The 21299-nt window shown below is 69.7% G+C and carries 17 protein-coding genes and 1 pseudogene; 8 read left to right on the top strand and 10 right to left on the bottom strand.

Features of this window, described 5'->3' with window-relative positions; all coding sequences use genetic code 11:
• The first annotated feature begins 228 nt into the window (after nucleotides 1–228).
• Entirely contained in the window at nucleotides 229–2760 is a 2532-nt protein-coding gene (locus M3Q35_RS20985) for a hypothetical protein (protein WP_273943630.1), read from the top strand.
• Nucleotides 2761–2829: 69 nt separating this feature from the next.
• Here the strand turns inward: M3Q35_RS20985 and M3Q35_RS20980 are convergent, their stop codons facing one another.
• The gene (locus M3Q35_RS20980; RefSeq protein ID WP_273943629.1) at nucleotides 2830–4017 is read right to left on the bottom strand and encodes an SGNH/GDSL hydrolase family protein; all 1188 of its coding nucleotides are present in this window, start codon (nucleotides 4015–4017) and stop codon (nucleotides 2830–2832) included.
• Between the two features lie 120 nt (nucleotides 4018–4137).
• Nucleotides 4138–5388: an extracellular solute-binding protein gene (locus tag M3Q35_RS20975; RefSeq protein ID WP_273943628.1), complete on the bottom strand. Its 1251-nt coding sequence runs from the start codon at nucleotides 5386–5388 to the stop codon at nucleotides 4138–4140.
• 207 nt (nucleotides 5389–5595) lie between these two features.
• Between M3Q35_RS20975 and M3Q35_RS20970 the strand changes: the two genes are divergently transcribed.
• Nucleotides 5596–7137, top strand: coding sequence for a serine/threonine-protein kinase (locus M3Q35_RS20970; RefSeq protein WP_273943627.1), 1542 nt, complete (start codon nucleotides 5596–5598; stop codon nucleotides 7135–7137).
• A 67-nt stretch (nucleotides 7138–7204) separates the two neighbouring features.
• Here M3Q35_RS20970 and M3Q35_RS20965 read toward each other — a convergent pair whose 3' ends face one another.
• A complete protein-coding gene (locus tag M3Q35_RS20965) occupies nucleotides 7205–7693 on the bottom strand; it encodes a glutathione peroxidase (RefSeq protein ID WP_273943625.1) in 489 nt (162 codons plus the stop codon).
• Nucleotides 7694–7718: 25 nt separating this feature from the next.
• Between M3Q35_RS20965 and M3Q35_RS20960 the strand changes: the two genes are divergently transcribed.
• On the top strand, nucleotides 7719–9140 hold the full coding sequence (locus M3Q35_RS20960) for an amidase (RefSeq protein ID WP_273943624.1): 1422 nt from the start codon (nucleotides 7719–7721) through the stop codon (nucleotides 9138–9140).
• Nucleotides 9141–9352: 212 nt separating this feature from the next.
• Here the strand turns inward: M3Q35_RS20960 and M3Q35_RS20955 are convergent, their stop codons facing one another.
• The 3 genes from M3Q35_RS20955 to M3Q35_RS20945 are packed head-to-tail and all read right to left on the bottom strand — an operon-like array spanning nucleotide 9353 to nucleotide 11905.
• Nucleotides 9353–9997, bottom strand: a complete 645-nt coding sequence (locus tag M3Q35_RS20955) for a DsbA family oxidoreductase (protein WP_273943622.1) — start codon at nucleotides 9995–9997, stop codon at nucleotides 9353–9355.
• A gap of 26 nt (nucleotides 9998–10023) precedes the next feature.
• On the bottom strand, nucleotides 10024–10629 hold the full coding sequence (locus M3Q35_RS20950) for a hypothetical protein (protein ID WP_273943621.1): 606 nt from the start codon (nucleotides 10627–10629) through the stop codon (nucleotides 10024–10026).
• 16 nt (nucleotides 10630–10645) lie between these two features.
• Nucleotides 10646–11905 (bottom strand): serine/threonine-protein kinase, encoded by a 1260-nt coding sequence (locus M3Q35_RS20945; protein WP_273943620.1) that lies wholly within the window; start codon nucleotides 11903–11905, stop codon nucleotides 10646–10648.
• Between the two features lie 49 nt (nucleotides 11906–11954).
• Here M3Q35_RS20945 and xylA point away from each other — a divergent pair.
• A pseudogene (xylA, locus tag M3Q35_RS20940) lies at nucleotides 11955–13126 on the top strand (xylose isomerase).
• 5 nt (nucleotides 13127–13131) lie between these two features.
• Here the strand turns inward: xylA and M3Q35_RS20935 are convergent.
• Nucleotides 13132–14274 carry a class I SAM-dependent methyltransferase gene (locus tag M3Q35_RS20935; RefSeq protein WP_273943618.1) on the bottom strand — a complete coding sequence of 381 codons (1143 nt, stop codon included), beginning with the start codon at nucleotides 14272–14274 and terminating at the stop codon, nucleotides 13132–13134.
• Nucleotides 14275–14455: 181 nt separating this feature from the next.
• Between M3Q35_RS20935 and M3Q35_RS20930 the strand changes: the two genes are divergently transcribed.
• Nucleotides 14456–15790 carry a beta-propeller fold lactonase family protein gene (locus tag M3Q35_RS20930; RefSeq protein WP_273943617.1) on the top strand — a complete coding sequence of 445 codons (1335 nt, stop codon included), beginning with the start codon at nucleotides 14456–14458 and terminating at the stop codon, nucleotides 15788–15790.
• On the opposite strand, the gene M3Q35_RS20925 is transcribed toward M3Q35_RS20930, so the two are convergent.
• On the bottom strand, nucleotides 15787–16668 hold the full coding sequence (locus M3Q35_RS20925; RefSeq protein WP_273943616.1) for a LysR family transcriptional regulator: 882 nt from the start codon (nucleotides 16666–16668) through the stop codon (nucleotides 15787–15789). The two genes, M3Q35_RS20930 and M3Q35_RS20925, sit on opposite strands and share 4 nt — an antisense overlap.
• A 70-nt stretch (nucleotides 16669–16738) precedes the next feature.
• Here M3Q35_RS20925 and M3Q35_RS20920 point away from each other — a divergent pair, with 70 nt between their 5' ends.
• Nucleotides 16739–17098 (top strand): YybH family protein, encoded by a 360-nt coding sequence (locus M3Q35_RS20920; RefSeq protein ID WP_273943615.1) that lies wholly within the window; start codon nucleotides 16739–16741, stop codon nucleotides 17096–17098.
• Here the strand turns inward: M3Q35_RS20920 and M3Q35_RS20915 are convergent.
• Entirely contained in the window at nucleotides 17064–17552 is a 489-nt protein-coding gene (locus M3Q35_RS20915) for a 2'-5' RNA ligase family protein (RefSeq protein WP_273943614.1), read from the bottom strand. The two genes, M3Q35_RS20920 and M3Q35_RS20915, sit on opposite strands and share 35 nt — an antisense overlap.
• 8 nt (nucleotides 17553–17560) lie before the next feature.
• Entirely contained in the window at nucleotides 17561–18316 is a 756-nt protein-coding gene (locus M3Q35_RS20910) for an IclR family transcriptional regulator (protein WP_273943613.1), read from the bottom strand.
• 90 nt (nucleotides 18317–18406) lie between these two features.
• Between M3Q35_RS20910 and aceB the strand changes: the two genes are divergently transcribed.
• Complete coding sequence (gene aceB / locus M3Q35_RS20905) at nucleotides 18407–19936, top strand: malate synthase A (RefSeq protein WP_273943612.1); 1530 nt, start codon at nucleotides 18407–18409, stop codon at nucleotides 19934–19936.
• Nucleotides 19936–21141 (top strand): DUF6986 family protein, encoded by a 1206-nt coding sequence (locus M3Q35_RS20900; protein ID WP_273943611.1) that lies wholly within the window; start codon nucleotides 19936–19938, stop codon nucleotides 21139–21141. Before aceB ends, M3Q35_RS20900 begins: the two co-directional genes overlap by 1 nt.
• Nucleotides 21142–21299: the final 158 nt, after the last annotated feature.

Genomic DNA, 21299 nt, shown 5'->3' with positions numbered 1-21299 from the left:
AAGCTCGCCCAAATGTCACATGAGCGTCGTTGTTGCCTCCCTGCGGCACCTCCGGACCGCATGTGACACGAGGTGTGGCGGAGGGTGTTCGGGTCGGGTACCGAAAGTTGGCTCTCGCCGTGGGGTGGGGGACTGTCTATATTCATCGGACGTCTGTCCGATGGAGGTCCGATGCGGTTCGCCATTGTTGTCGCCGCACACCTGGTAGCAGCCGCTACCACTGCGGGTGTGGCCAGCTATACCTCGGACGTTCTGCACGTTTCGCCTGATGGGCGCGGCACGCAGTGCCGGGCCGAGGCGCCGTGCAGCCTGACCACGGCGCGGGACCAGGCCCGGCAGAAGCAGGGTGACGTGGTCGTCGAGCTGAACGGCGGCACGTACCGGCTGACCAGCCCGTTCGCCTTAGGCCCGCAGGATTCTGGCCGATCGGGGCACGCGGTCGTCTACCGGGCGGCGGCGGGGCAGCGGCCGGTGTTCAGCGGTGCGAGCCAGGTGCACGGATTCACGAAGGTCGACGCGGCCAAGAACATCTACCGGGCCACGGTGCCGAAGGGAACCGAGAGCCGGGATCTGTTCGTGGACGGCAAACGGGCGCTCAGAGCCCGCAGCGCGGCCAACCCGGGCGGCTTCTCCGCCACGGCAACGGGATTCACCACGGCCGACGGCTCGTACGCGAACTGGACCAACCAGAGCCAGGTGGAGGTGGTCAACGACAACGCATGGAAGCAGATGCGCTGCCCGCTGGCCTCGATCACGCACAACGCGGCCGGCGGCTCGGACCTCACGGTCGATCCGGGCTGCTGGAACAACAACCACAACAACGTGCCCAACCCGGGCTTTCCGTTCAACGGCGCGGGATTGCCCTCGCTGGGCGGCATCAGCTGGCTGGAGAACGCCTACCAGCTGCTCGGCACGCCGGGCCAGTTCTACCTCGACGGCGCGGCCGGCTACCTGTACTACGTGCCGCGACCCGGCGAGAACCTGGCCAAGGCCGACGTGGAACTGCCGACGGCGCAACAACTCCTGGACATCAGCGGCACGCCGGGCCACCTCGCGCCGCTCAACGACAGCGACTGGCGCGCCACCTACACCGGCAGCTGGGGCTACTCGGGCGGCCGGCCGACCGGTGACCTCGGCGCGGACGTGCACTACACCAGCACCGACGGCGACTCCTTCAGCTACGCCTTCACCGGCACCGGCGTCCAGGTGCTCTCGGAGCTCAACTCCGACGAGGGCACGATCGACGTCTACGTGGACGGCGCCAAGACCCAGACCGTCAACGCCAGTTCACCGGAACGCCTTGCCCAGCAGGCGATCGTGAGCGTCACCGGCCTGGCCAAGGGGCCGCACACGGTCAAGCTGGTGAAGACCGGCGGGCAGTACATGCTGGTCGACGGCATCACGGTCATCCCCGACGTCGTGAACACCGTGCACGACATCACCTTCTCCGGCATCACGTTCGCCTACACGACCTGGAACGCACCCACCGCCGAGGGGTACGTCGACAACCAGGCGGGCGTGCTGTGGGACCCGACCACCCGCTCCCCGATCCGCATTCCCGCCGCCGTGCAGGTGCACCGCGGCCAGCGCATCACCTTCTCCGACGACACCGTGCGCAACCTGGGCACCAGCGGCATCGATCTCGCCGACCAGACCCAGGACTCCACGGTCTACCGCTCGACCGTCACCGACACGTCCGGCATCGGCGTCGCGGTCGGCGAGGTCGACGACTACTACCAGACCCAGACCGCGCTGATGACCAGCGGCAACTCGGTGTCCGACAACACGATCCAGTACGTCGGCCAGGAGTTCGCCGACTCCGTCGGCATTCTCGTCGGGCACAGCCGTAACACCACGCTGTCGCACAACGACATCGGCTACACGCCGTACTCCGGCGTCTCCATCGGCTGGGGCTGGGGCTGGGCGTCGAGCTGCGATCTCCAGGCCAAGCAAGGACTTCCGCAGCCCTGCGCGCACGGCACCACCTACACCGGCGGCAACCACGTCGTCGGCAACCACGTGCACAGCGTGATGGGCGAGCTCAACGACGGCGGTCCGATCTACACCCTCGGCGGGCAGGCGTCGCAGTCCGAGTTCACCGGCAACGTGCTCGGCGAGTGCGTCAACGGCTGCAACGCCATCTACCACGACGAGGGCAGCTCGCTGTGGTACACGCACGACAACGTGGTGAAGTCGATCGGCGGCTCGCTGTGGCTGAACCTGTGGACGCCGACCATCCACGACGACAAGATCGTGGACAACTACACCGACACCGGCAACTACAACAACAACGGCACCAACATCACGTTCCAACCGTCCACTGTGGTCGGTGACCAGAACTGGCCGCCGGCGGCACTGGCCATCCTCGCCGCGGCCGGACCGGACACGCCGAAGTCCACCCTGGTCGACGACGACGATCTGCGGATCGCCTACCGTGGCAGCTGGTCGTTCCAGGGCGGGCGCAGCTTCGGCGACCTCAACGGCAACGTCCACTACAGCCAGCAGGACGGCGCGTCGGCGACGATCACCTTCACCGGCACCGGAATCTCGTTCATCACCGAGACCAACTCCGACGAGGGCACGATCGGCGTGACGCTCGACGGCGTGGCCAAGCCGAACGTCACCGCCAACACGGCGCAGCGCGGCGTGCAGCAGAAGGTGTTCACCGTCACGGGATTGCCGGCCGGCCAGCACACGCTGACCGTGAGCAAGGTCGACGGCACGTACTTCCTCGTCGACGGCTTCCAGATAACGGTCTGACCGTTATGTTATGCAGGGAAGGACGCCTTACCTGCGTCCAACGCAGGTAAGGCGTCCTTCCCTGCATTCCTAGCTGATCAGCGTCAGGTTCACGGCGTCGGCCATGGCCTGCATGCCGGTCGCGTTGGGGTGCAGGCCGTCGCCGGAGTTGTACGGCGGGTTGAGGCTGTGCGGATTGGCCGGGTCGGCCATCGCGTGGTCGAAGTCCACGAAGCCGTCGAAGGCGCCGCTGGTGCGGACCCAGTCGTTGACGGTCTGGCGCATGGCCTCGCGGTCGGCCGGTTCGTTGTCCGGCATGATGGTGCCGCCGATGATCCGCACGCCTGCCTTGTGCGCCTGGGCAATGAGCTGCTGGTAGCCGTTGATCAGGTCTTGAGCGGTCAGCGGGCCGCCGGCGGTGTTCACGCCGGCGTGTAGATCATTGATGCCCTCCAACAGGATCACGGTCTTCACGCCCGCGATGGTGAGGGCGTCGTGCTGGAAACGCTTGAGGGCACTGATGCCCTGCCAGATGTTGGGCACGTCGGTCAGCACGCGGTTGCCGCCGATCCCGGCATCGACGACGCCGCGGGGAGTTCCGGCGGCGGCCAGGCGGCGGGCCAGGTCGTCGGGCCAGCGCTGGTACGCGCCGGTCGGCGTGTTGTAGCCGTCGGTGATGGAGTCGCCGAACGCGACCACGGTGCTGCGGGCCGTGCTCGGCACGACGTCCAAACCGGACAGATAGAACCAGGAAGTCCTTGCCGCGACGTAGTTTCCGTCGGCGTCGTCCCGCGTGTGGTCGCCGGTGCGGGACAGGAACGTGGTGTCGAAGGCGTCCGAGTGCCAGGTGGCCGAGCTGGTCGCCTTCGGCAGGAACACACTGACCAGCAGGTTCTGCCCGGCGCCGACGGTCATCGGGATCGGGTCGCTGACCGCCTCGGCGCCGGCGGCGATGGTCGGCGTCTTCGACCGGGCGAAGGTGACGGTGTGGTGGGTGCCGGCCACCGCGGTGGCCATGCTGCCCTGCACGGCCACGTCAACGGCCCCGACGGCCAACGGCGTGGTGCTGCGCAGGTTGGACAGGGTGATGCGCGGCGAGGTGCCGGCGATGCTGCTGTGCACCACCATGCGAATGGTCTGGTCGTTGAAGTTCGGGCCACCGATGGTCATGCTCGGGGCCCAGGCGGCCAGCCGCTGGGCGGCCGCGCCGGACGCCGGGAGCGCGCCGGCGGTCAGCGTCGTCGCGGCCACCAGGGCCACCAGCAAGGGTCTTCTCATCACGGGCTGCTCCACTCGGCACGTCACTGTGGCGGGTGGGGTGACAATACCCACAGACATCGGATCTCAACACGATCCGAGCGGGATTTTTGGCCCGAGAGCCGGTATTCATCGGAGCAATCAGCCCGGCGCGTTGAGTAACTGCCCAATCTTGGCATCGGCCGCCGTCGTCGCCTCGGTGACGGTGGCCCGGCCGTTGTAGATCGACTCGAGCATGTCCTGGATCACGTTCGCGTTGTCCACCGCCGACCACCGCGTGGACAGCGGCGTGAACCAGGACTTGCCGGCGGCGGTCAGCTCCACCGCGGTGATGCCGCTGACAAAAGTGGACAGGCCGGTGCTGTTCGGCACCAGCCCGCTCTGGCCGAGCAGTCCCTCGTACTGGGTGCCGGTCAGCAGCCGGATCCACTGCGCGGCCAGATCGGCGTGGTGACCGGCGGTAGGCACGACCAGGTTGGAGCCGCCGAGGAACACCGGCATCGGCCCGGTGGCCCCGGGCATCGGGAACACGCCCAGCTGCTCGCCGAGGGTGGGGTACTTCTTGGCCACGGCGCCGGCCGTCACGCCCTGGTCGATGATCATCGCGGCCCGGCCGCTGCCCAGCGCGTCCACGTCGCTGGTCTCGTCCTTGTCGGCCGGCGCGCGGGAGACCTTCGCCACGAAGTCGGCCCAGGCGTGCAACCCGGCCCGAGACTTGGACGACGACAGGGCACCGGCCCATTTCCCGTCCTGCTGCGTGGCGATGGCCCCGCCGGCGTCGAGCACGAAGGGCAGGGCGGCGTACTGATAGCGACCGGGGAAGTACAGCGCCGAGAAATCGGTGGCCTTGTTGGCGTTCATCAACTTCAGCGCGTCGGCCTGCAACTGGGCCAGCGTGGTCGGCGGATCGCCGAGGCCGGCCTGCTGCCAGAGGTCCTTGCGGTAGATGACGACCCGGTCGCCGCCGTAGTAGGGCACGCCGTAGAGCCGGCCCTGGTAGCTGCCGGCGTCGCGCAGGCCGGTCAGCCAGGTGTCGGAGTTCTCGAAGTCCTGCTTGCTGAGATCGGCCAGCTTGCCGGCGCTGGCGTAGGCCAGCACGTCGCTGTTGCCCATCTCCATCACGTCCGGCGGCGTCGCGCCGGCCATGCCGGCCTGCCAGCGCGCGTCCCGTCCCGGCCATTCCAGGGTGGTCAGCTTCACCTCGACGTCCGGGTGCAGCGTGTGGAACTGCTGGTCGAGCTCGGAGATGACGTTGTCCGGCGCGCTTTCCTTCATCAACCACACGGTGAGCGTGGTGGTCGGCCCGGACGGCGCGGCCGGCGTCGCGGCGCACCCGGCGGCCAGCAGCGCCAGCGCCATGACCGTCACACCGAAGCCGCGCACCCGTCTCATATGATCATCCCCCCGCCGGGACCCCAGTTGCGTGGGGACGACAGTGAAGACGGTTTGACACCGTGTCAATGCCTCCATTCGCGCGGGGCTGGGTATTGTCTACGGCGGTCTGCCGTTGTTGGCTGCCAGCAGCGTGGCGCGCGTGGCTGGTGACATGGTTCGGCGGGCGCATGCGCAGCAGCGCGAACCCATGAACGAGGAGATGGCGTGACCGTCGATGGCCGGGTAGTCGCGGGCCGTTACCGCTTGGGCCGACGGATCGGCAGCGGCGCGATGGGCGTCGTATGGCAGGCGCACGACGAACTGCTGTACCGCACCGTCGCGGTGAAGCAGCTGTTGCTGCAGCCGGGCCAGAGCGAGGCCGACGCCGAGGAGGCGCGTCGCCGCGCCATGCGTGAGGGCCGGATCGCCGCGCGCCTGCAGCATCCCAACGCGGTCGCGGTGTTCGACGTCGTTGACGAGGGCGACGGCATGCCGTGGCTGGTGATGGAGTACGTGCCGTCGCGCAGCCTGTCCCAGCTGTTGGAAGAGCAGGGGACCCTGGCGCCGCAGGAGGCCGCGCGCATCGGCATGCACGTGGCCAACGCGCTGGCCGCCGCGCACGCCGCCGGCATCGTGCACCGGGATGTCAAGCCCGGCAACGTGTTGCTCGGCGACGACGGCACCGTGAAGATCACCGACTTCGGCATCTCCCGCGCTCAGGGCGACTCGACGGTGACCGCCACCGGCATGCTCGCCGGCACGCCGGCCTATCTCGCGCCGGAGATCGCCAAGGGCCATGACCCGACCCCGTCGTCCGACGTTTTCTCCCTCGGGGCAACGATTTACGCCGCGGTGGAAGGCATTCCGCCGTTCGGCCTCAGCGACAACCCGTTGGCGCTGCTGCACAAGGTGGCGTCCGGGCAGATCGACCCGCCGCGCCAGGCGGGACCGCTCACGCAGCCGCTGCTGTCGCTGCTGTCGGCCGAGCCGACCGAGCGCGTGACGATGGTCCGCTGCCGGGACGCGCTGGGTGCGGTGGCCGCGGGCCAGCCCGCGCCGCCGATGCCGGTGCCGCAGCAGGCCCACATGCCGACCGTGGCGACGGCCGCGCAGCGCCCGATGCCGATGGCGACCCGGCTCGACCAGCGTCCGCCGGTCGGCGGTGCCCCGCGAGCCACCTCGACCACCGCAATGCCGCCCGTTCGGCCGAAGGGGCCGCAGCAGTCGGGCGGCATGAAGCGTGGGCCGCTGATCGGGATTGTCACGGCGGTTGTCATCGCGGTGATAGTCGGCGTGATCGTGGTGATCAACCACGGCGGCAACAACAACGCCGGCGGCTCGGACGGCACCGGCGGCTCGACCGGTGGCGGCGGCAGCACGACCTCCGCGTCGACCACGCCGGCCGCGACGGTCATCAACCGGCAGCCGCTGTCCGGCGACGGCGACCCCGGCCCGGACGTGCAGATGAAGACGGTCACCGACTTCTTCGCGCAGCTGCCGAGCAATGCGCAGAACGCCGCCACCGCCTACCTGCTCCCCGGGTTCCAGGGCGGCGCGGATGCCTTCCTGGCCGAGATGAGCAAGGCCAAGACGGTGACGCTGAGCGACGTCCAGCCCGGCAACTACTACATCCGCGCCACCGAGCACATCGTCACCAAGGACGGCGTCAAGTCGGTGCAGCAGATCGGCGTCGGGCTGAAGTGGGAGAACACCCAGCTCTACATCCAGAAGATCGACAAGATCGGCGCGGCGAAGCCGGAGAGCTGACCCCTGATGCTGGGAAGGGGCCTTCCTACACTCCGAGTGCAGGAAGGCCCCCTTCCCAGCATCGGCGTCAGGCCGGCAGCACGGCCTCGACCGCGGCGACCAGGCCGGCGTCCTCGGGCTCGGTGCGGGGGCGGAACCGGCCGACCACCTTGCCGCCCGGCGCGACCAGGAACTTCTCGAAGTTCCACTGCACGTCGCCGGCCTCGCCGTCGGCGTCGGCGGTCTGGGTCAGCTCGGTGTAGAGCGGGTGCCGCCCGTCCCCGTTGACCTCGATCTTGGACATCATCGGGAAGGTCACGCCGTACGTGGTCGAGCAGAAGCTCTGGATCTCCTCGTTGCTGCCGGGCTCCTGGCCCATGAACTGGTTGCACGGCAGCCCGACCACGGTGAAGCCGCGGTCGGCGTAGCGCTCGTGCAGCCGCTCGAGGCCGGCGTACTGCGGGGTCAGGCCGCAGCGGGAGGCCACGTTCACCAGCAGTAGTGCTTTGTCACCGAGCGCACTCAGGGTGGTCGGCTCGCCGCCGAGTGTGGTCAGCTGAAGATCCAGGATGCTCATGGATCAAGCCTAGACGGGGATCGGCATGGCCGAGTTGCACGAGCTGTCGGCGCTGGAGCAGGCCGCGGCTGTCCGGTCGCGGACGGTGAGCCCGGTGGAGCTGGTCGAGCACCACCTGGACCGCATCGCCCGGCTGGACGGCCTGCTGCACGCCTTCGTCACGACGACCCCGGAGCTGGCGCTTGAGCAGGCCAAGGAAGCCGAGCAGGCGGTAGTCAGCACGCCGGCCGCTGAGCTGCCGCCGCTGCACGGCGTGCCGACGGCGATCAAGGACCTGTCGGTCACCAAAGACGCCCCGACGGCGTTCGGCTCGCGGGCGCTGGTCGGCTTCCAGTCGCCCCTGGACGCCCACGTCGTGACGGGGCTGCGGCGGGCCGGGCTGATCAGCCTGGGCAAGACCGCGACGCCGGAGTTCGGGCTGACCGCGCATTCACGCACCGAGTTCGGCGAGGAGCCCCGGACACCGTGGGATCTCGGTCACTCCGCCGGCGGCTCCAGCGGCGGGGCCGGGGCCGCGGTGGCCGCCGGGCTGGTGCCGATCGCCCAGGGCAGCGATGCCGGCGGGTCGATCCGCATCCCGGCCAGCGTGTGCGGGCTGGTCGGGCTCAAGCCGTCGTTCGGGCGTGAGTCCGGCGGCCCCACGCCACCCGACCCCGCTCAGCTGGCCGTACGGGGCGTGCTGACCCGGACCGTGCGGGATTCCGCCGCCGGCCTGGACGCCCTCGTCGCGTACCGGTCGGGCGGGTTGGTGCCGCTGCCTCGGCCGGACGGGACGTACCTGGCCCAGGCCGACCGGGATCCGGGGCGGCTGCGCATCGGCCGGTTCACCGTCGCGCCGAACGGGGTCGACGTGGATCCGGAGTGCGTGCGGGCCGTCGACGTCGCCACGGAGCTGCTGACCGGCGCCGGGCACGAGGTGGAGGAGATCAAGCCGCCGGCCGGGCCGGAGTTCGCCGACCTGTTCACGAAGGTCTGGGCGCTCAAGGCCGCCGGCGCGCCCGTGCCGGCCGGCAAGGAGTCGCTGCTCCGGCCCGTGACGCGGATGCTGCGGGAGCTCGGGGCCGGCATCGGCGGCGCCGAGGCGATGACCATCCTGGCCGCTCTCCAGGGCGCGGCCCGGCTCGTGATCGACCGGACCGCCGACTACGACGTCGTGCTCTGCCCGACCTTGTCGATGCCGCCCCGGCCGGCCGGCTGGTTCACCGACGGCGACGACCCGGCGGCCGAGTTCGAGCGGACCATGCAGTTCGTGGCCTTCACGCCGCTCCAGAACGCCACCGGCCAGCCGGCGGTGTCACTGCCCGTGCACTGGACGGCCGACGGCCTGCCGATCGGCGCGATGCTGGCCGGCCGTCCGGGCGACGAGGCGACGCTGATCTCGCTCAGCGCCCAGTTGGAGGCGGCCAGCGGCTGGGTGCCGCGACGGGCCGACCTGCCGACGGCCTAGCCGAGCCGACCGGCAACTCCCGACCCGACCGGCAACTCCCGACCCGAAGATCAACTTCTCCTGGGATCCCCCAAGATTCAATTCTACTCGGCGAACCTGGCAGGCCCGGGTTCAGCGAGTGGTGACGGTGCGGGCCTCGGGGCGGCGAGGCCACGGCCGGCCGGCGGGGGGACGCTGTGAGCTGGGGCGATTGGGGATGCGCATAGCACGACTCAACTTCGGGCGGAGGTTGACCAGGCCTCGGTGAGGGCCTGGGTGAACAGTTCGGTGGGCTGCGCGCCGGAGACGCCGTAGCGCATGTCGATGACGAAGAACGGCACGCCGTTGGCGCCGAGCCGGGCGGCCGTGGCGGCGTCCTCGGCGACGGCGTCGGTGTAGCGGTCGGACTCCAGCACGGAGCGTGCCTCGGCGGCGTCCAACCCGACCTCGACGGCCAGCGTGACCAGGGATTCCCGGGAGAACACGGAGCGCCGCTCGGTGAAGTGGGCCCGGAACAGGCGCTCGACCATGGCGTCCTGGAGGCCGTGGTCAGCCGCCAGGTGCACGAGGCGGTGGGCGTCGGAGGTGTTGCCGATGTGCAGGCCGTCCATGTGGTACTCGAGGCCCTCGGCCGCGGCGGTCTGCTCCATCTTGGCCTCCATCGCGGCGGCCTCGGCGACGTCCATGCCGTACTTGCGGGACAGCATCTCCGTGGAGAGCTCGGTGTGCCCGGCCGGGTAGGACGGGTCGAGCTGGAAGGAGTGGTGCACGACCTCGATCTGGTCCCGGTGCTCGAACCCGGCCAGCGCCTGCTCGAACCGCGCGCGGCCCAGATAGCACCACGGGCAGATGATGTCGGACCAGACGTCGACGCGCACCACAACTCCTCAAGCTCGGACTTTCTCTACGTAGAGCGACGCAATCCGAGCGAGTTTTGTTCCATGGCGGCCAGCTCGCCGATCACCCGGCGGCGGCCCTTGCGCCAGTCCCCGGCCGGATCGTCGCTGACCCGGGCCAGCGTCCGCAGCGGCAGCCGGGTCAGCGCCCGCAGCGCGAGCAGGTCGTCGCCGCCGTCCAGAGCGCCGATCCGACGCACGGCCGCGGCCGACCGCGCGTAGCGGACACGCAGCGGCAACCAGAGCAGCAACGCGAACAGCACCGGCGCGAGCACGAGCGCCACCGGCACCCAGAACGCCAGGCTTTCGGCGATGTCGATCTCCCCGTTGCCGGCGTCGACCAGCCTCGACCCGGCATGGGTGCCGGCCCCGAGCGCGTTGGCCAGCTGCTCGCCGACGAACGGCACCTTGCCGGCGCTGGCCGCGGCGTCGCGGAAGGTGTCCCGCAGCCCGCCGCCGGCGTTGACGAGCCCGTCACCCGGGCCCCGTAATCGCTGCACGGTGTCATGGACCTGGACACCGAGCCAGATCCAGCCACCGATCCACGCGAGCGCGACGACATCGGCGAGCACCTGCCGCAGGAACCGGCCTGGCCGGTCCGCGTACCACTTCACCCTCGTCCTCCCAACATCAACCTGTGGGCGAAACGGAAGTCTCTTCCTCGATCTGGGTGCTGGTGCTCTCGGGTGTCGTTGTCGGCTGCGCCGTCGTCGTGGGCGGCTCGGTGGTGGTCGGCGGCGTCGTGGTGGGCGGCTCGGTCGTGGTCGGCTCGCCGGTCGTGGTCGTCGTGGCCGAGGTCGACTCGGTGGTCGAACCAGTGCTACTGGTCGAAGGGTTGGTGGCGACCACCGGTGCGATGCGGTCCGGCTGCTGGGAAGTCGTGGTCGCCGACGGGGGAGCGGCCGGGTCGTGGCCGGGCTGGTGCCCCGGGGGAGCGGTCCTGAGCAGCAGGAACATCACGCCGACCACGGCGGCCAGCACGAACGCGCCGACGGCCATCGGGGCCCGCCGCCGGTGCGGGGGACCGGGCTGCATCGGCACGGTGGCCTGCACGAGTGCGGAGCCGCTCAGCGCCGTGAAGATCTCCGCCGGCTCGGGGCGGCCATCCGGGTCCTTGTCCAGCAGCCGGATCAGCAGCGGGGCCAGGAACTCGGCCCGTACCGGCGGCGGCAGCGGGTCGGTCAGCGTGGAGGTCATGGTGGCCAACGGATCCGTGCGGTCGAACGGCACGATCCCTTCCACGGCGGCGTAGAGCGTCACGCCGAGGGACCAGTAGTCCGACGCCGGCCCGCAGGCCAGCCCGCGCAGCCGCTCCGGCGCCATGTAGGCCGGTGCGCCGACCAACGTGCCGGCCGCGGTCAGGCTGGCGTCGCCGTCGGCGCTGGCGATGCCGAAATCGGCCAGGTACGCCCGCCCGGCGGGGTCCAGCAACACGTTGCCCGGCTTGACGTCACGGTGCAGCACGCCGCTGTCGTGCGCCGCCCGCAGCGCGGCCAGCAGGTCGAGGCCGATCTCCGCGGTCCGGTCGGGGGACAGCGGACCCTCCTCGGCGATCACGTCGGCCAGGGTCCGCGACTCCACGTGCTGCATGACGATCCACTGCCGGTCGTCGTGCTCGACCACGTCGTAGACGGTGACGACGTTCGGGTGCACGATCCGGGCCGCGGTGCGGGCCTCCCGCAGCACCCGTTCACCCTGACCGGTGACCTCCTTGACCGCGACCTCGCGGCCGAGCAGCAGGTCCCTGGCCAGCCACACGACGCCCATTCCGCCCGCGCCCAGCGTCCTGACCAGTGCGTATCTTCCGGCCACTGGCGTCGGCGGCGAAGCTTCGCTAGGACTCACCCTGACCAGGTACCCGCGTTCGCCCACGGGCAATCGGGCTGTCATTGACTGCCCGACTTGCCGATGCGTAAGTTCGGCGAACTAACTAAGCCAGATGGAGGTCGACGTGGCCGCGGACCCGACACCGGCGGACAGATTCAGCTTCGGCCTGTGGACCGTGGGCTGGCGCGCCAACGACCCGTTCGGCGAGCCGACCCGGCCGGCGCTCGACCCCGTCGAATCGGTTCACCGCCTCGGCGAGCTCGGCGCGTGGGGTGTGTCCTTCCACGACGACGACCTGATCCCGTTCGGCGCCGACGACGCCGTGCGCGAGGAGCGGGTGAAGCGTTTCCGCAAGGCGGTCGACGATGCCGGCATGGTCGTGCCGATGGCCACCACGAACCTGTTCACCCATCCGGTTTTCAAGGACGGCGGCTTCACCAGCAACGACCGCTCGGTGCGGCGCTTCGCGCTGCGCAAGGTGTTGCGCAATGTGGATCTGGCGGCGGAGCTCGGCGCCGGCACGTACGTGTTGTGGGGCGGCCGGGAAGGCTCGGAGACCGACGCGGCCAAGGACGTCCGGGCGGCCCTGGACCGCTACCGCGAGGCGATGAACGTGCTCACCCAGTACGTCGTCGACCAGGGCTACACCCTGCGGTTCGCCATCGAGCCCAAGCCGAACGAGCCGCGCGGCGACATCCTGCTGCCGACCATCGGCCACGCCCTCGGCTTCATCTCCACGCTGGAGCACACCGACCTCGTCGGCGTGAACCCGGAGGTCGGGCACGAGCAGATGGCCGGGCTCAACTTCGTGCACGGCATCTCGCAGGCCCTGTGGCAGGACAAGCTGTTCCACATCGACCTCAACGGCCAGCGCGGCCCCCGCTACGACCAGGACCTGATCTTCGGCCACGGCGACCTGCTGTCCGCCTTCTTCCTGGTGGACCTGTTGGAGCAGGCCGGATACGAAGGCCCGCGGCACTTCGACTACAAGCCGCTGCGCACCGAGGACATCGACGGCGTGTGGGCGAGCGCGGCCGCGAACATGCGGACCTACCTGCTGCTCAAGGAACGCGCGGCCGCTTTCCGCGCTGACCCGGATGTGCAGGAAGCGTTGCGGGCGGCCAAGGTTGACGAGATCCTGCTGCCCACGCTGTCCCGCCGCGAGACCGTGGCCGATCTCCGCGCCGCCGACACCGAGTTCGATCCGGACGCGGTCGGGGCCAGGGGTACGGCTTCGTGCGCCTGTCGCAGCTCGCGCTGGAGCATCTCGTGGGGGCGGTGTGATCGGCTTACGGCCGAACCGCCAGTATCTGATGCACGCTCATCTTCTCGTCGGCGAAGGCCAACGCGTTGTCCGCCAACTGCAACCGCCAGATCCGGGCCCGTGACGACCCGACCCGGCCGACCACGTCCTCCCAGTTGAAGTCCAACGCGTGCCGCCAAGCGTCAATCGTCCGAACGTAGTGCTCCCGCATCGACATGACGTCCTTGATCTCCAGCCCGGCATCCCGCAGCTGTCCCAAGGTGTGCTCGACCGGCCGCGTGGCCATGGCCGGCGTCATGTACGACGCGGTGAACATCCCGCCACCAGAAGTCTGCTGCATCAACAACTGCCCGCCCGGCCGCAGCAACTGCCGCAAGGTCTGGCAGTAAGCGGGATAGTCCCGAGCGCTGACGTGCTCACCGGTCTCGATCGACGCGACGGCGTCGAACGAACCGTCCGCGATATCCCGAGGAGCGACCCGCAACACCCGCACCGACTCCGACAACCCGTGCTCAACCGCCCGCGCGCGAACGAATTCGCGCTGCTCGGCCGACACGGTGATCCCGGTGGCCACGACCCCGTAGTGCTGGGCGGCGTGCAGCACCAGCGAACCCCACCCGCACCCGACGTCCAACAGCCGCATCCCCGGTCCCAGCCCCAATTTCCGGCACACCAGGTCGAGCTTGTCGTGCTGCGCGTCCGACAGGTGGTACTCGGGCCCGTCAGACGTCCAATACCCGCACGACCGGGCCAGGGTGTCGTCCAGAATGGACGGTGGAAAGTCCACAGTGGACCGCTCGGTGTCGACTGGCACGCGCCGGCCACCGATGCCGGTACGAGCGATCAGCCCGATGAGCCGCGGCCAGTGCGCGGGGCCGGGCGGACCCTGGGCGTGCACATGGGCGACGAGCTCACGACAGTGCCGCAGCCCCACCGCGAAGTCGCCGTCGATGTCGAGGTGGCCGGTCACGTACGCCTTGACCAGCCCGGACCGCCCGGGTCGAAGCAGCAGCTGCCGAACGGCGCGCGGGGACCGCAGCACGGCGACGGGCCCGTCGGGGGCGCCGGCGCGGCTGCCGTCCCACGCGCGCATCCCGATCGGAAACCGCAGGCCGTACACGGTCTCGATCGCCGTCACGACCTGCACGGCGACTCCCGGCTTCGGCATCGGCAGCTCCTGGGTGGGGTGCGCAACAGTGGTCCTATCGCACGACACCCACGGAACGTGACGTGTAACCCTTTTGGGCTCAACCGCGCTAATCCCGATGCGCCGGCGGAGCCCTGTCGGCGGTGGACGTCGACGGGAGTGAGCTATGAGTGGTGCGGGCAAGGGGATCCGAAGACTCGTCGTGGCGGGAACCGCGGTGGTTCTCGCGGGACTCGGCCTGGCCGCACCGGCCTCGGCCGCCACCGGTGGCGGCTTCAACGCCTTTGTCACCGACAGCCGGCAGAACCAGGTGTACGTGATCGACACGGCCACCAACGCGATCACCGCGACGGTGCCGGTCGGGGTCAATCCCCATGGCCTGGCCGTTCTTCCTGACGGCAGTCGGGTCTACGTGGCCGACCACGGCAGCGCCCAGGTCTCGGTGATCGACTCCGCCACCAGCACGGTCAGCGCGACCATCCCGGTCACCGGGGCCCCGAACTATGTGACGAGCGCCCCGGACGGCAAGCACGTGTACGTCAGCAATGACGGCACGAACTCGCTGAACGTGATCGACACGGCCACCAACACCGTGACGGCCACGATTCAGGTCGGCTCGGTGGCGGCGGGCGTCGCGGTGATCACGCCGGAGGGCAAGGCCGTGTACGTGGCCAGCACCAATGCCGGCACCGTGTACAAGATCGACACCGCCACGAACACCGTCACGTCGACGATCGCCACCTCACACCCGAGCGCGCTGGCGGTCTCGCCGGACGGCAGCGAGCTGGCGGTGGTCGATGCGGTCGGCAACACCGTGACCCGCTTCGCCACGGCCACCGGCGCGCAGACGGGCAGCACCCCGATCGCCGGCAGCCCGCAGGAACTGGCCTACACGCAGGGACTGCTGTACGTCACCGCCGCCGACGGCACCGTCTCGGTGCTCAACAACGGCGCTGTCACGGCCACGATCCCGGTGCGCACCAACGTGCTCGGCGGCATCGCGGCCACCCCGGACGGCGCTTCGCTGTACGTGGGCAACTACTTCGGCAACGGCGTGAGCGTGCTGAGCACGGCCAGCAACACCGTCAGCACGGTGATCCCGACGCCGGACAGCAGCCAGCCGTACGAGGTCGCGATCGGCGCACGCAGCGCCGACCTGTCGGTGAAGCTGACGGCCAACCCGGCCGGCCTGCTGGTGCACGAGGTCACGTTCACCGCGACGGTGAAGAACAACGGCCCGGGTATCTCGACCAGTTCCACGGTGAAGTTCAGCTACGCCAACGGTTTCGTCTCGCCGTACGCGCCGGGCTGCACCATCAACGCCGGTGCCCGCACCGCGACCTGTGACTTCGGCGCCATCGCCAACGGGGCGTCGGCCAGCAAGTCGCTGCGGCTGACCGTGGGTCTGCTGACGATCTCCGGCTCGATGCCGGTGACCGCGACGCGGACCGCGAGCACGCCGACCGACGGCAACGCCGCCAACGACAGCTCCACCGTCACGTGCTCGGCGCTGACCTCGCTTCTGGTCAGCTGCTAGGAAACGAGTGCGGCGATGCCGTGATCGATCAACGCGGTGGCCGCCGGGCTGATCGGACCATCTGCCCGCCACGCCAACGCCAACTGGCCCCGTAGGGCCGGGCTGGCCACGGCGATCGGGTGGAGTCCGGGCCCGGCGGCCATCGACGTCGGGAGGAACGCGACGCCGAGGCCGCGTCGTGCCAGCTGCATCACCATGTTCGGATCGTTGGCCTCGAAGGCGATCCGCGGCGTGAAGCCGGCCAGCGCGCACGCTTCGTCCACACAGGACCGGATGCCGGTGCCGACCGGCATGCTGATCAGGTCGCGGTCGCGGAACGCCTTGATGGGCAACGATTCCCTGCCGGCGAACGGGTCGCCGTCGCCGACCGCGGCGACCATCGGCTCGTCCACGAAGATCTTCAGCGCCACGCCCGGGTAGCTGGTCGACGAGCTCAGCGCGATCACCGCCAGGTCGAGGGCACCGGCCCGGACCGAGTCCACCAGCCGGTCGGAGTTGTCCTGTGACAACGTGATCTCGATGCCCGGGTACGTGCGGTGGAAGCCGTCGATCAGGTCGGCGATGGCCACCGCCGGGCAGGACGTGATGGTGCCGATCGCCACCCGGCCGCGAACCATACCGGTCAGTTCATCTACGGCCTGCTTCGACCCCGCGACAGCGCCCAGCGCGGCCCGGGCGAACGGCAGCACCGCCGCACCCGCCTCGGTCAGCGTCACCGTGCGGCCGGTGCGGTCCAGCAGCGGCAGGCCCAGCTCCCGTTCCAGCTGCTTGATCTGCGCGCTCACGCCCGGCTGCGCCACGTGCAGGCGTTCCGCCGCACGGGTGAAGTTGGCGTCCTCGGCCACCGCGACGAAGTACTCCAGCTGGCGAAGTTCCATAACCACGGATTCTAGTAGCAAGCGCGACTAGTTCTTGGACTTCTGGCTTCACTCCGCGCAGGCTTGAGCCATGACAACCGCAGCGATGACTCCGGAAGACCTGTCCCGCCTGTTCGTCGAGCGGGCCAACGCCGGCGACGCCGACGGCATGGCCAACCTGTACGAGCCCGACGCCGTGCTCGCCTTCCCGCCCGGCTCCCAGACCGTCGGCCGCGCCGCCATCCGTGAGCTGATGGCGCAGCTCGTCGCCCGTGGCGGCACGTTCACCGTCGAGCCGGCCCTGCCCACCGTCTACCAGGGCGACGACCTGGCCCTGACCTCCACGATCCCCTCGGACAACACCGGCGGCCGGGTTCAGCTGGTCCGCAAGCAGGCCGACGGCTCCTGGCTGCGCGTCATCGACCGCCCCGAAACGCGTAGCGCCCGGTGACCTGCCACGTGCCGGCGAAGCTGAGCAGCCACAGCTGATCAAGCCTCGCCGGCACCGGCGCAACCAAAGCGGCGATGGTGGCGGCGTCCGCATCGGACACGCCCATCGCCAACGTCAGATGAGCCTCCGGCGACGGCCCGAAACGGCCGCCATAAGGCACGACCTCAGGCCAATTCCGCCGCACCTGCTCGGTCAGCGGCGCCAGTGCCGTCGAGGTCAGCGCCACAAATCCCGGTTCCCGAACTGTACGGTCGAGTACAACGTCGACCGGCGTCAGCGACGCGGCGACGTCCTCCAGCTGCGAGGGGCTGACGGTGGTGAACGGATAGAGCATCGTGACGTGCCCGGTGTCGCCCTCCCGCACCACGTCCGGAAACGCCGCCCGCACACGGGCGAGCAGCGGCGCGGCGGTGGGCACGGGAATGATCAGGGCAGACTGACCGGGTTGGGGCACAGGGCCCATTATCCCTTGACAGCGTCCATTTCCCGGGACAGCACCTTGGCCGCCTTGGTCAGCAGCGGCACCACCTCGTCCACGGCGATCAGGCCCATCCGCGTTTCCGGCCCGCTGATGGAGATCGCCGCGTTGGACGGTGAGCCGGGCACGGCCACGGCCAGGCAGCGCACGCCGATCTCCTGCTCGCCGTCGTCTACGGCGTAGCCCTGCTCGCGGATGACGGTCAGCTCGGTGCGCATGGCGTCCACGGTGGTGATCGACCGCTCGGTCTGCGGCTTCATGGTCGCCCGCGCCAGCACCTGCTCGATGGTCTCGTCCGGCAGCTGGGCCAGAATGGCCTTGCCCACGGCGGTGCAGTGCACGTCGACCCGCCGCCCGACCTCGGTGAACATGCGCATGGAGTGCCGCGACGGCGCCTGCGCCACATAGACCACCTGGTCGCCGTCCAGCACGGCCATGTTGGAGGTCTCACCGGTGACCTCGGTCAGCTCGGCCAGATAGGGCCGGGCCCACGCGCCGAGGGTGCGGCTGGCGGTCTCGCCCAGCCGGATGAGCCGCGGGCCGAGGGCGTAGCGGCGGGACGGCTGCTGCCGCACGTAGCCGCCGCCGACCAGGGTGCGCATGATCCGGTGGATCGTCGGCAGCGGCAGCCCCGAGCTGGCCGCGAGCTGGCTGAGCGCGACCTCGCCGCCGGCCTCGGCCATCAGCTCCAGCAGCTCGAAGGTGCGCTCGACCGACTGCACCCCACCGTTGTTCGTCATGCGATCAGGGTCTCCCTGTACTTGGCTGGACCCCAAGGGTAGCGTGGCTGCCGACGGTTCTGGAAGAAAAACTCCACGATGAGGAAAACAGTGCCTGAGATCCTGACCCCGGAGGCGGTGGATTTCATCACCGACCTCAACCGGACGTTCGCCCCGCGCCGCGACGAGCTCATCGCCGCCCGTGCTGCCAAGCGGTCTGATGTGGCTATGGGCCGGAAGCTCGACTTCCTGCCCGAGACCGCGCACATCCGTGACGCGCAGTGGCAGGTGGCGGAGGCGCCGCCGGCGCTGCGGGACCGGCGGGTGGAGATCACCGGGCCGACCGAGCGCAAGATGGCGATCAACGCGCTGAACTCCGGGGCCAAGGTGTGGCTGGCCGACCTCGAGGACGCCAACACCCCGCACTGGCACAACGTCGTCTCCGGCCAGGAGAACCTGTACGACGCGGTGCGCGGCACGATCGTGCACACCTCGCCCGAGGGCAAGCACTACGCGCTGCGCTCCGACGTCCGCCCGGCGACCATCGTGATGCGCCCCCGGGGCTGGCACCTCGACGAGCGGCACATCGACGTGGACGGCCGGCCCGCGGTCGGCGCGCTGGTCGACTTCGGGCTGTACTTCTTCCACAACGTCCGCGAGCTGCTGGCCCGCGGCAGCGGCCCGTACTTCTACCTGCCGAAGATGGAGAGCCACCTCGAGGCCCGGCTCTGGAACGACGTCTTCACCTACGCGCAGGAGAAGCTGACCATCCCGCACGGCACCATCCGCGCCACCGTGCTGATCGAGACCGTGCCGGCGGCGTTCGAGATGGAGGAGATCCTCTACGAGCTGCGCGACCACGCCTCCGGGCTGAACGCCGGCCGCTGGGACTACCTGTTCAGCCTGATCAAGACCTTCCGTGACGCCGGCGAGGAGTTCGTGCTGCCGGACCGCAACACCGTCACCATGACCGCCCCGTTCATGCGTGCCTACACCGAGCTTCTTGTTCGCACGTGCCACAAGCGCGGCGCTTTCGCCATGGGCGGCATGGCCGCGTTCATCCCCAACCGTCGTGACCCCGAGGTCACCGCGGCCGCGCTGGAGAAGGTCCGCGCCGACAAGACGCGCGAGGCCAACGACGGCTTCGACGGTTCGTGGGTGGCGCACCCGGGCCTGGTTTCCGTGTGCCAGGAGGTGTTCGACGAGGTGTTGGGCAGCAGGCCCAACCAGTTGGACAAGCTGCGGCCCGAGGTCAAGGTCACCGCCGACCAGCTGCTGGACGTCAAGTCCACGCCCGGCGAGGCCACCTTCGCCGGCGTTCGGTCCGCTGTGGACGTTGGCGTGCGGTACATCCAGTCCTGGCTTTCCGGCAACGGCGCGGCCGCCATCCACAACCTGATGGAGGACGCCGCCACCGCCGAGATCTCGCGTTCCCAGCTGTGGCAGTGGGTGCACAACGGCACCGTGCTGTCCGAGGGGCAGGTCGTCACCGCCGACCTGGTCCGCCAGGTGCTGGCCGAGGTCAAGGGTTCGCTGTCCGGCGACCACCTGGAGGAGGCGGCGGAGCTGTTCGAGCAGGTCGCCCTGGACGACGACTTCGTGGACTTCCTGACGCTGCCGGCCTACGCCAAGATCGACTGATGGACGTCGACAAGCTGGTGTCCGAACTGGACAGCCAACTGTCCGATGTGGATGCCCTGCGGGACAAGCTGTTCCCGGGTTCGACCGGCGTCCGCCAGCCCGTGCACACCGTGTACGTGCCGGCGGACCAGGTCGGGCCCGACCTGGTCGGCACGTGGGGCGGCCGGGCCCTGGCCGCCCTCGACACCTTCGCCCCCAACGCCGGCGCGCTGACCGATGCCACCGGCTTCGACGCCGTCGGTGTCTACGATCGGTTGCGGGACAAGCTTTCCCGTGAGCCGATCGAGGATCTGCGCATCGATTTCGAGGACGGCTACGGCTTTCCCGACGATGCCACCGAGGACCGGCACGTGCTCGCCGCGGCCGAAGTCCTTCGCGCTGCTCAGTCTCCGTTCTGTGGCGTCCGCATCAAGGGCTTCGAGCCTGCCGGCCGTCGTCGCGGCGTTCGGACCCTCGCACTGTTGCTCGAGGCGCTGAATCCCTTGCCGCCCAACTTCGTCGTCACCCTGCCCAAGGTCACGTCCGTCGAGCAGGTCGAGTCCATGGTGTGGCTCTGCACGCAGCTGGAGCGGTTTCCCGGGGAGCTCCGCTTCGAGCTCCAGATCGAGACCACCCAGGCCGTGCTCGGTCCCGACGGCGCCGCCACCGTCGCGCGCATGATCCACGCCTCCGAGGGCCGCTGCACGTCGTTGCACTACGGCACCTACGACTACAGCGCCGCCTGCGGTGTCACGGCCGCGCACCAGTCCATGGCCCATCCCGTCGCCGACTACGCCAAGAACGTCATGCTGTTGGCCGCCGCCGGCACCGGCGTCACCGTTTCCGACGGCTCCACCAACATCTTGCCCGTCGGCGACTCCGACGCCGTCCACGCCGGTTGGCGCTTGCACACCCGTCTCGTCACTCGGTCCCTTGAGCATGCCCTCTACCAGGGCTGGGACCTGCACCCGCATCAGCTCCCCACCCGTTACCTGGCCACCTTCTCCTTCTACCGCAACGCTTTCCCTCAGGCCGCCGCCCGGCTCAAGGCGTACCTGTCCAAGACCTCCGGCACGTTCCTCGACGAGCCCGCCACCGCCCAGGCCATGAGCGCCGCCCTCGTCCGCGGCCTCGACTGCGGCGCGTTGGACCCGGCCGAGGTCGAGAAGGCCGTTGGCGCGCCCCGGTCCGTCCTCGACAGCTTCGCCCGGCGGCGGGTCGGCTGATACTGCGGACAGCGGTCTGATCGGCCAGTTCAAAGGCCTTGCGCGAAAAGCTGGATTGTGTCGAAGGATTCATAAGGCGCGGATCAGGTTGACTCACCCGTGTCGGCCAATTCGCCGAACAGGCGAGTGCCGGGCGTCGCCGCGACGGCGGATCGCCC

It is taken from the genome of Kutzneria chonburiensis (genome assembly GCF_028622115.1).
GTDB lineage: Bacteria > Actinomycetota > Actinomycetes > Mycobacteriales > Pseudonocardiaceae > Kutzneria > Kutzneria chonburiensis.
The sequence above is the reverse complement of the archived record's forward strand: the minus strand, read 5'-3'. Positions and strand labels throughout refer to the sequence as shown.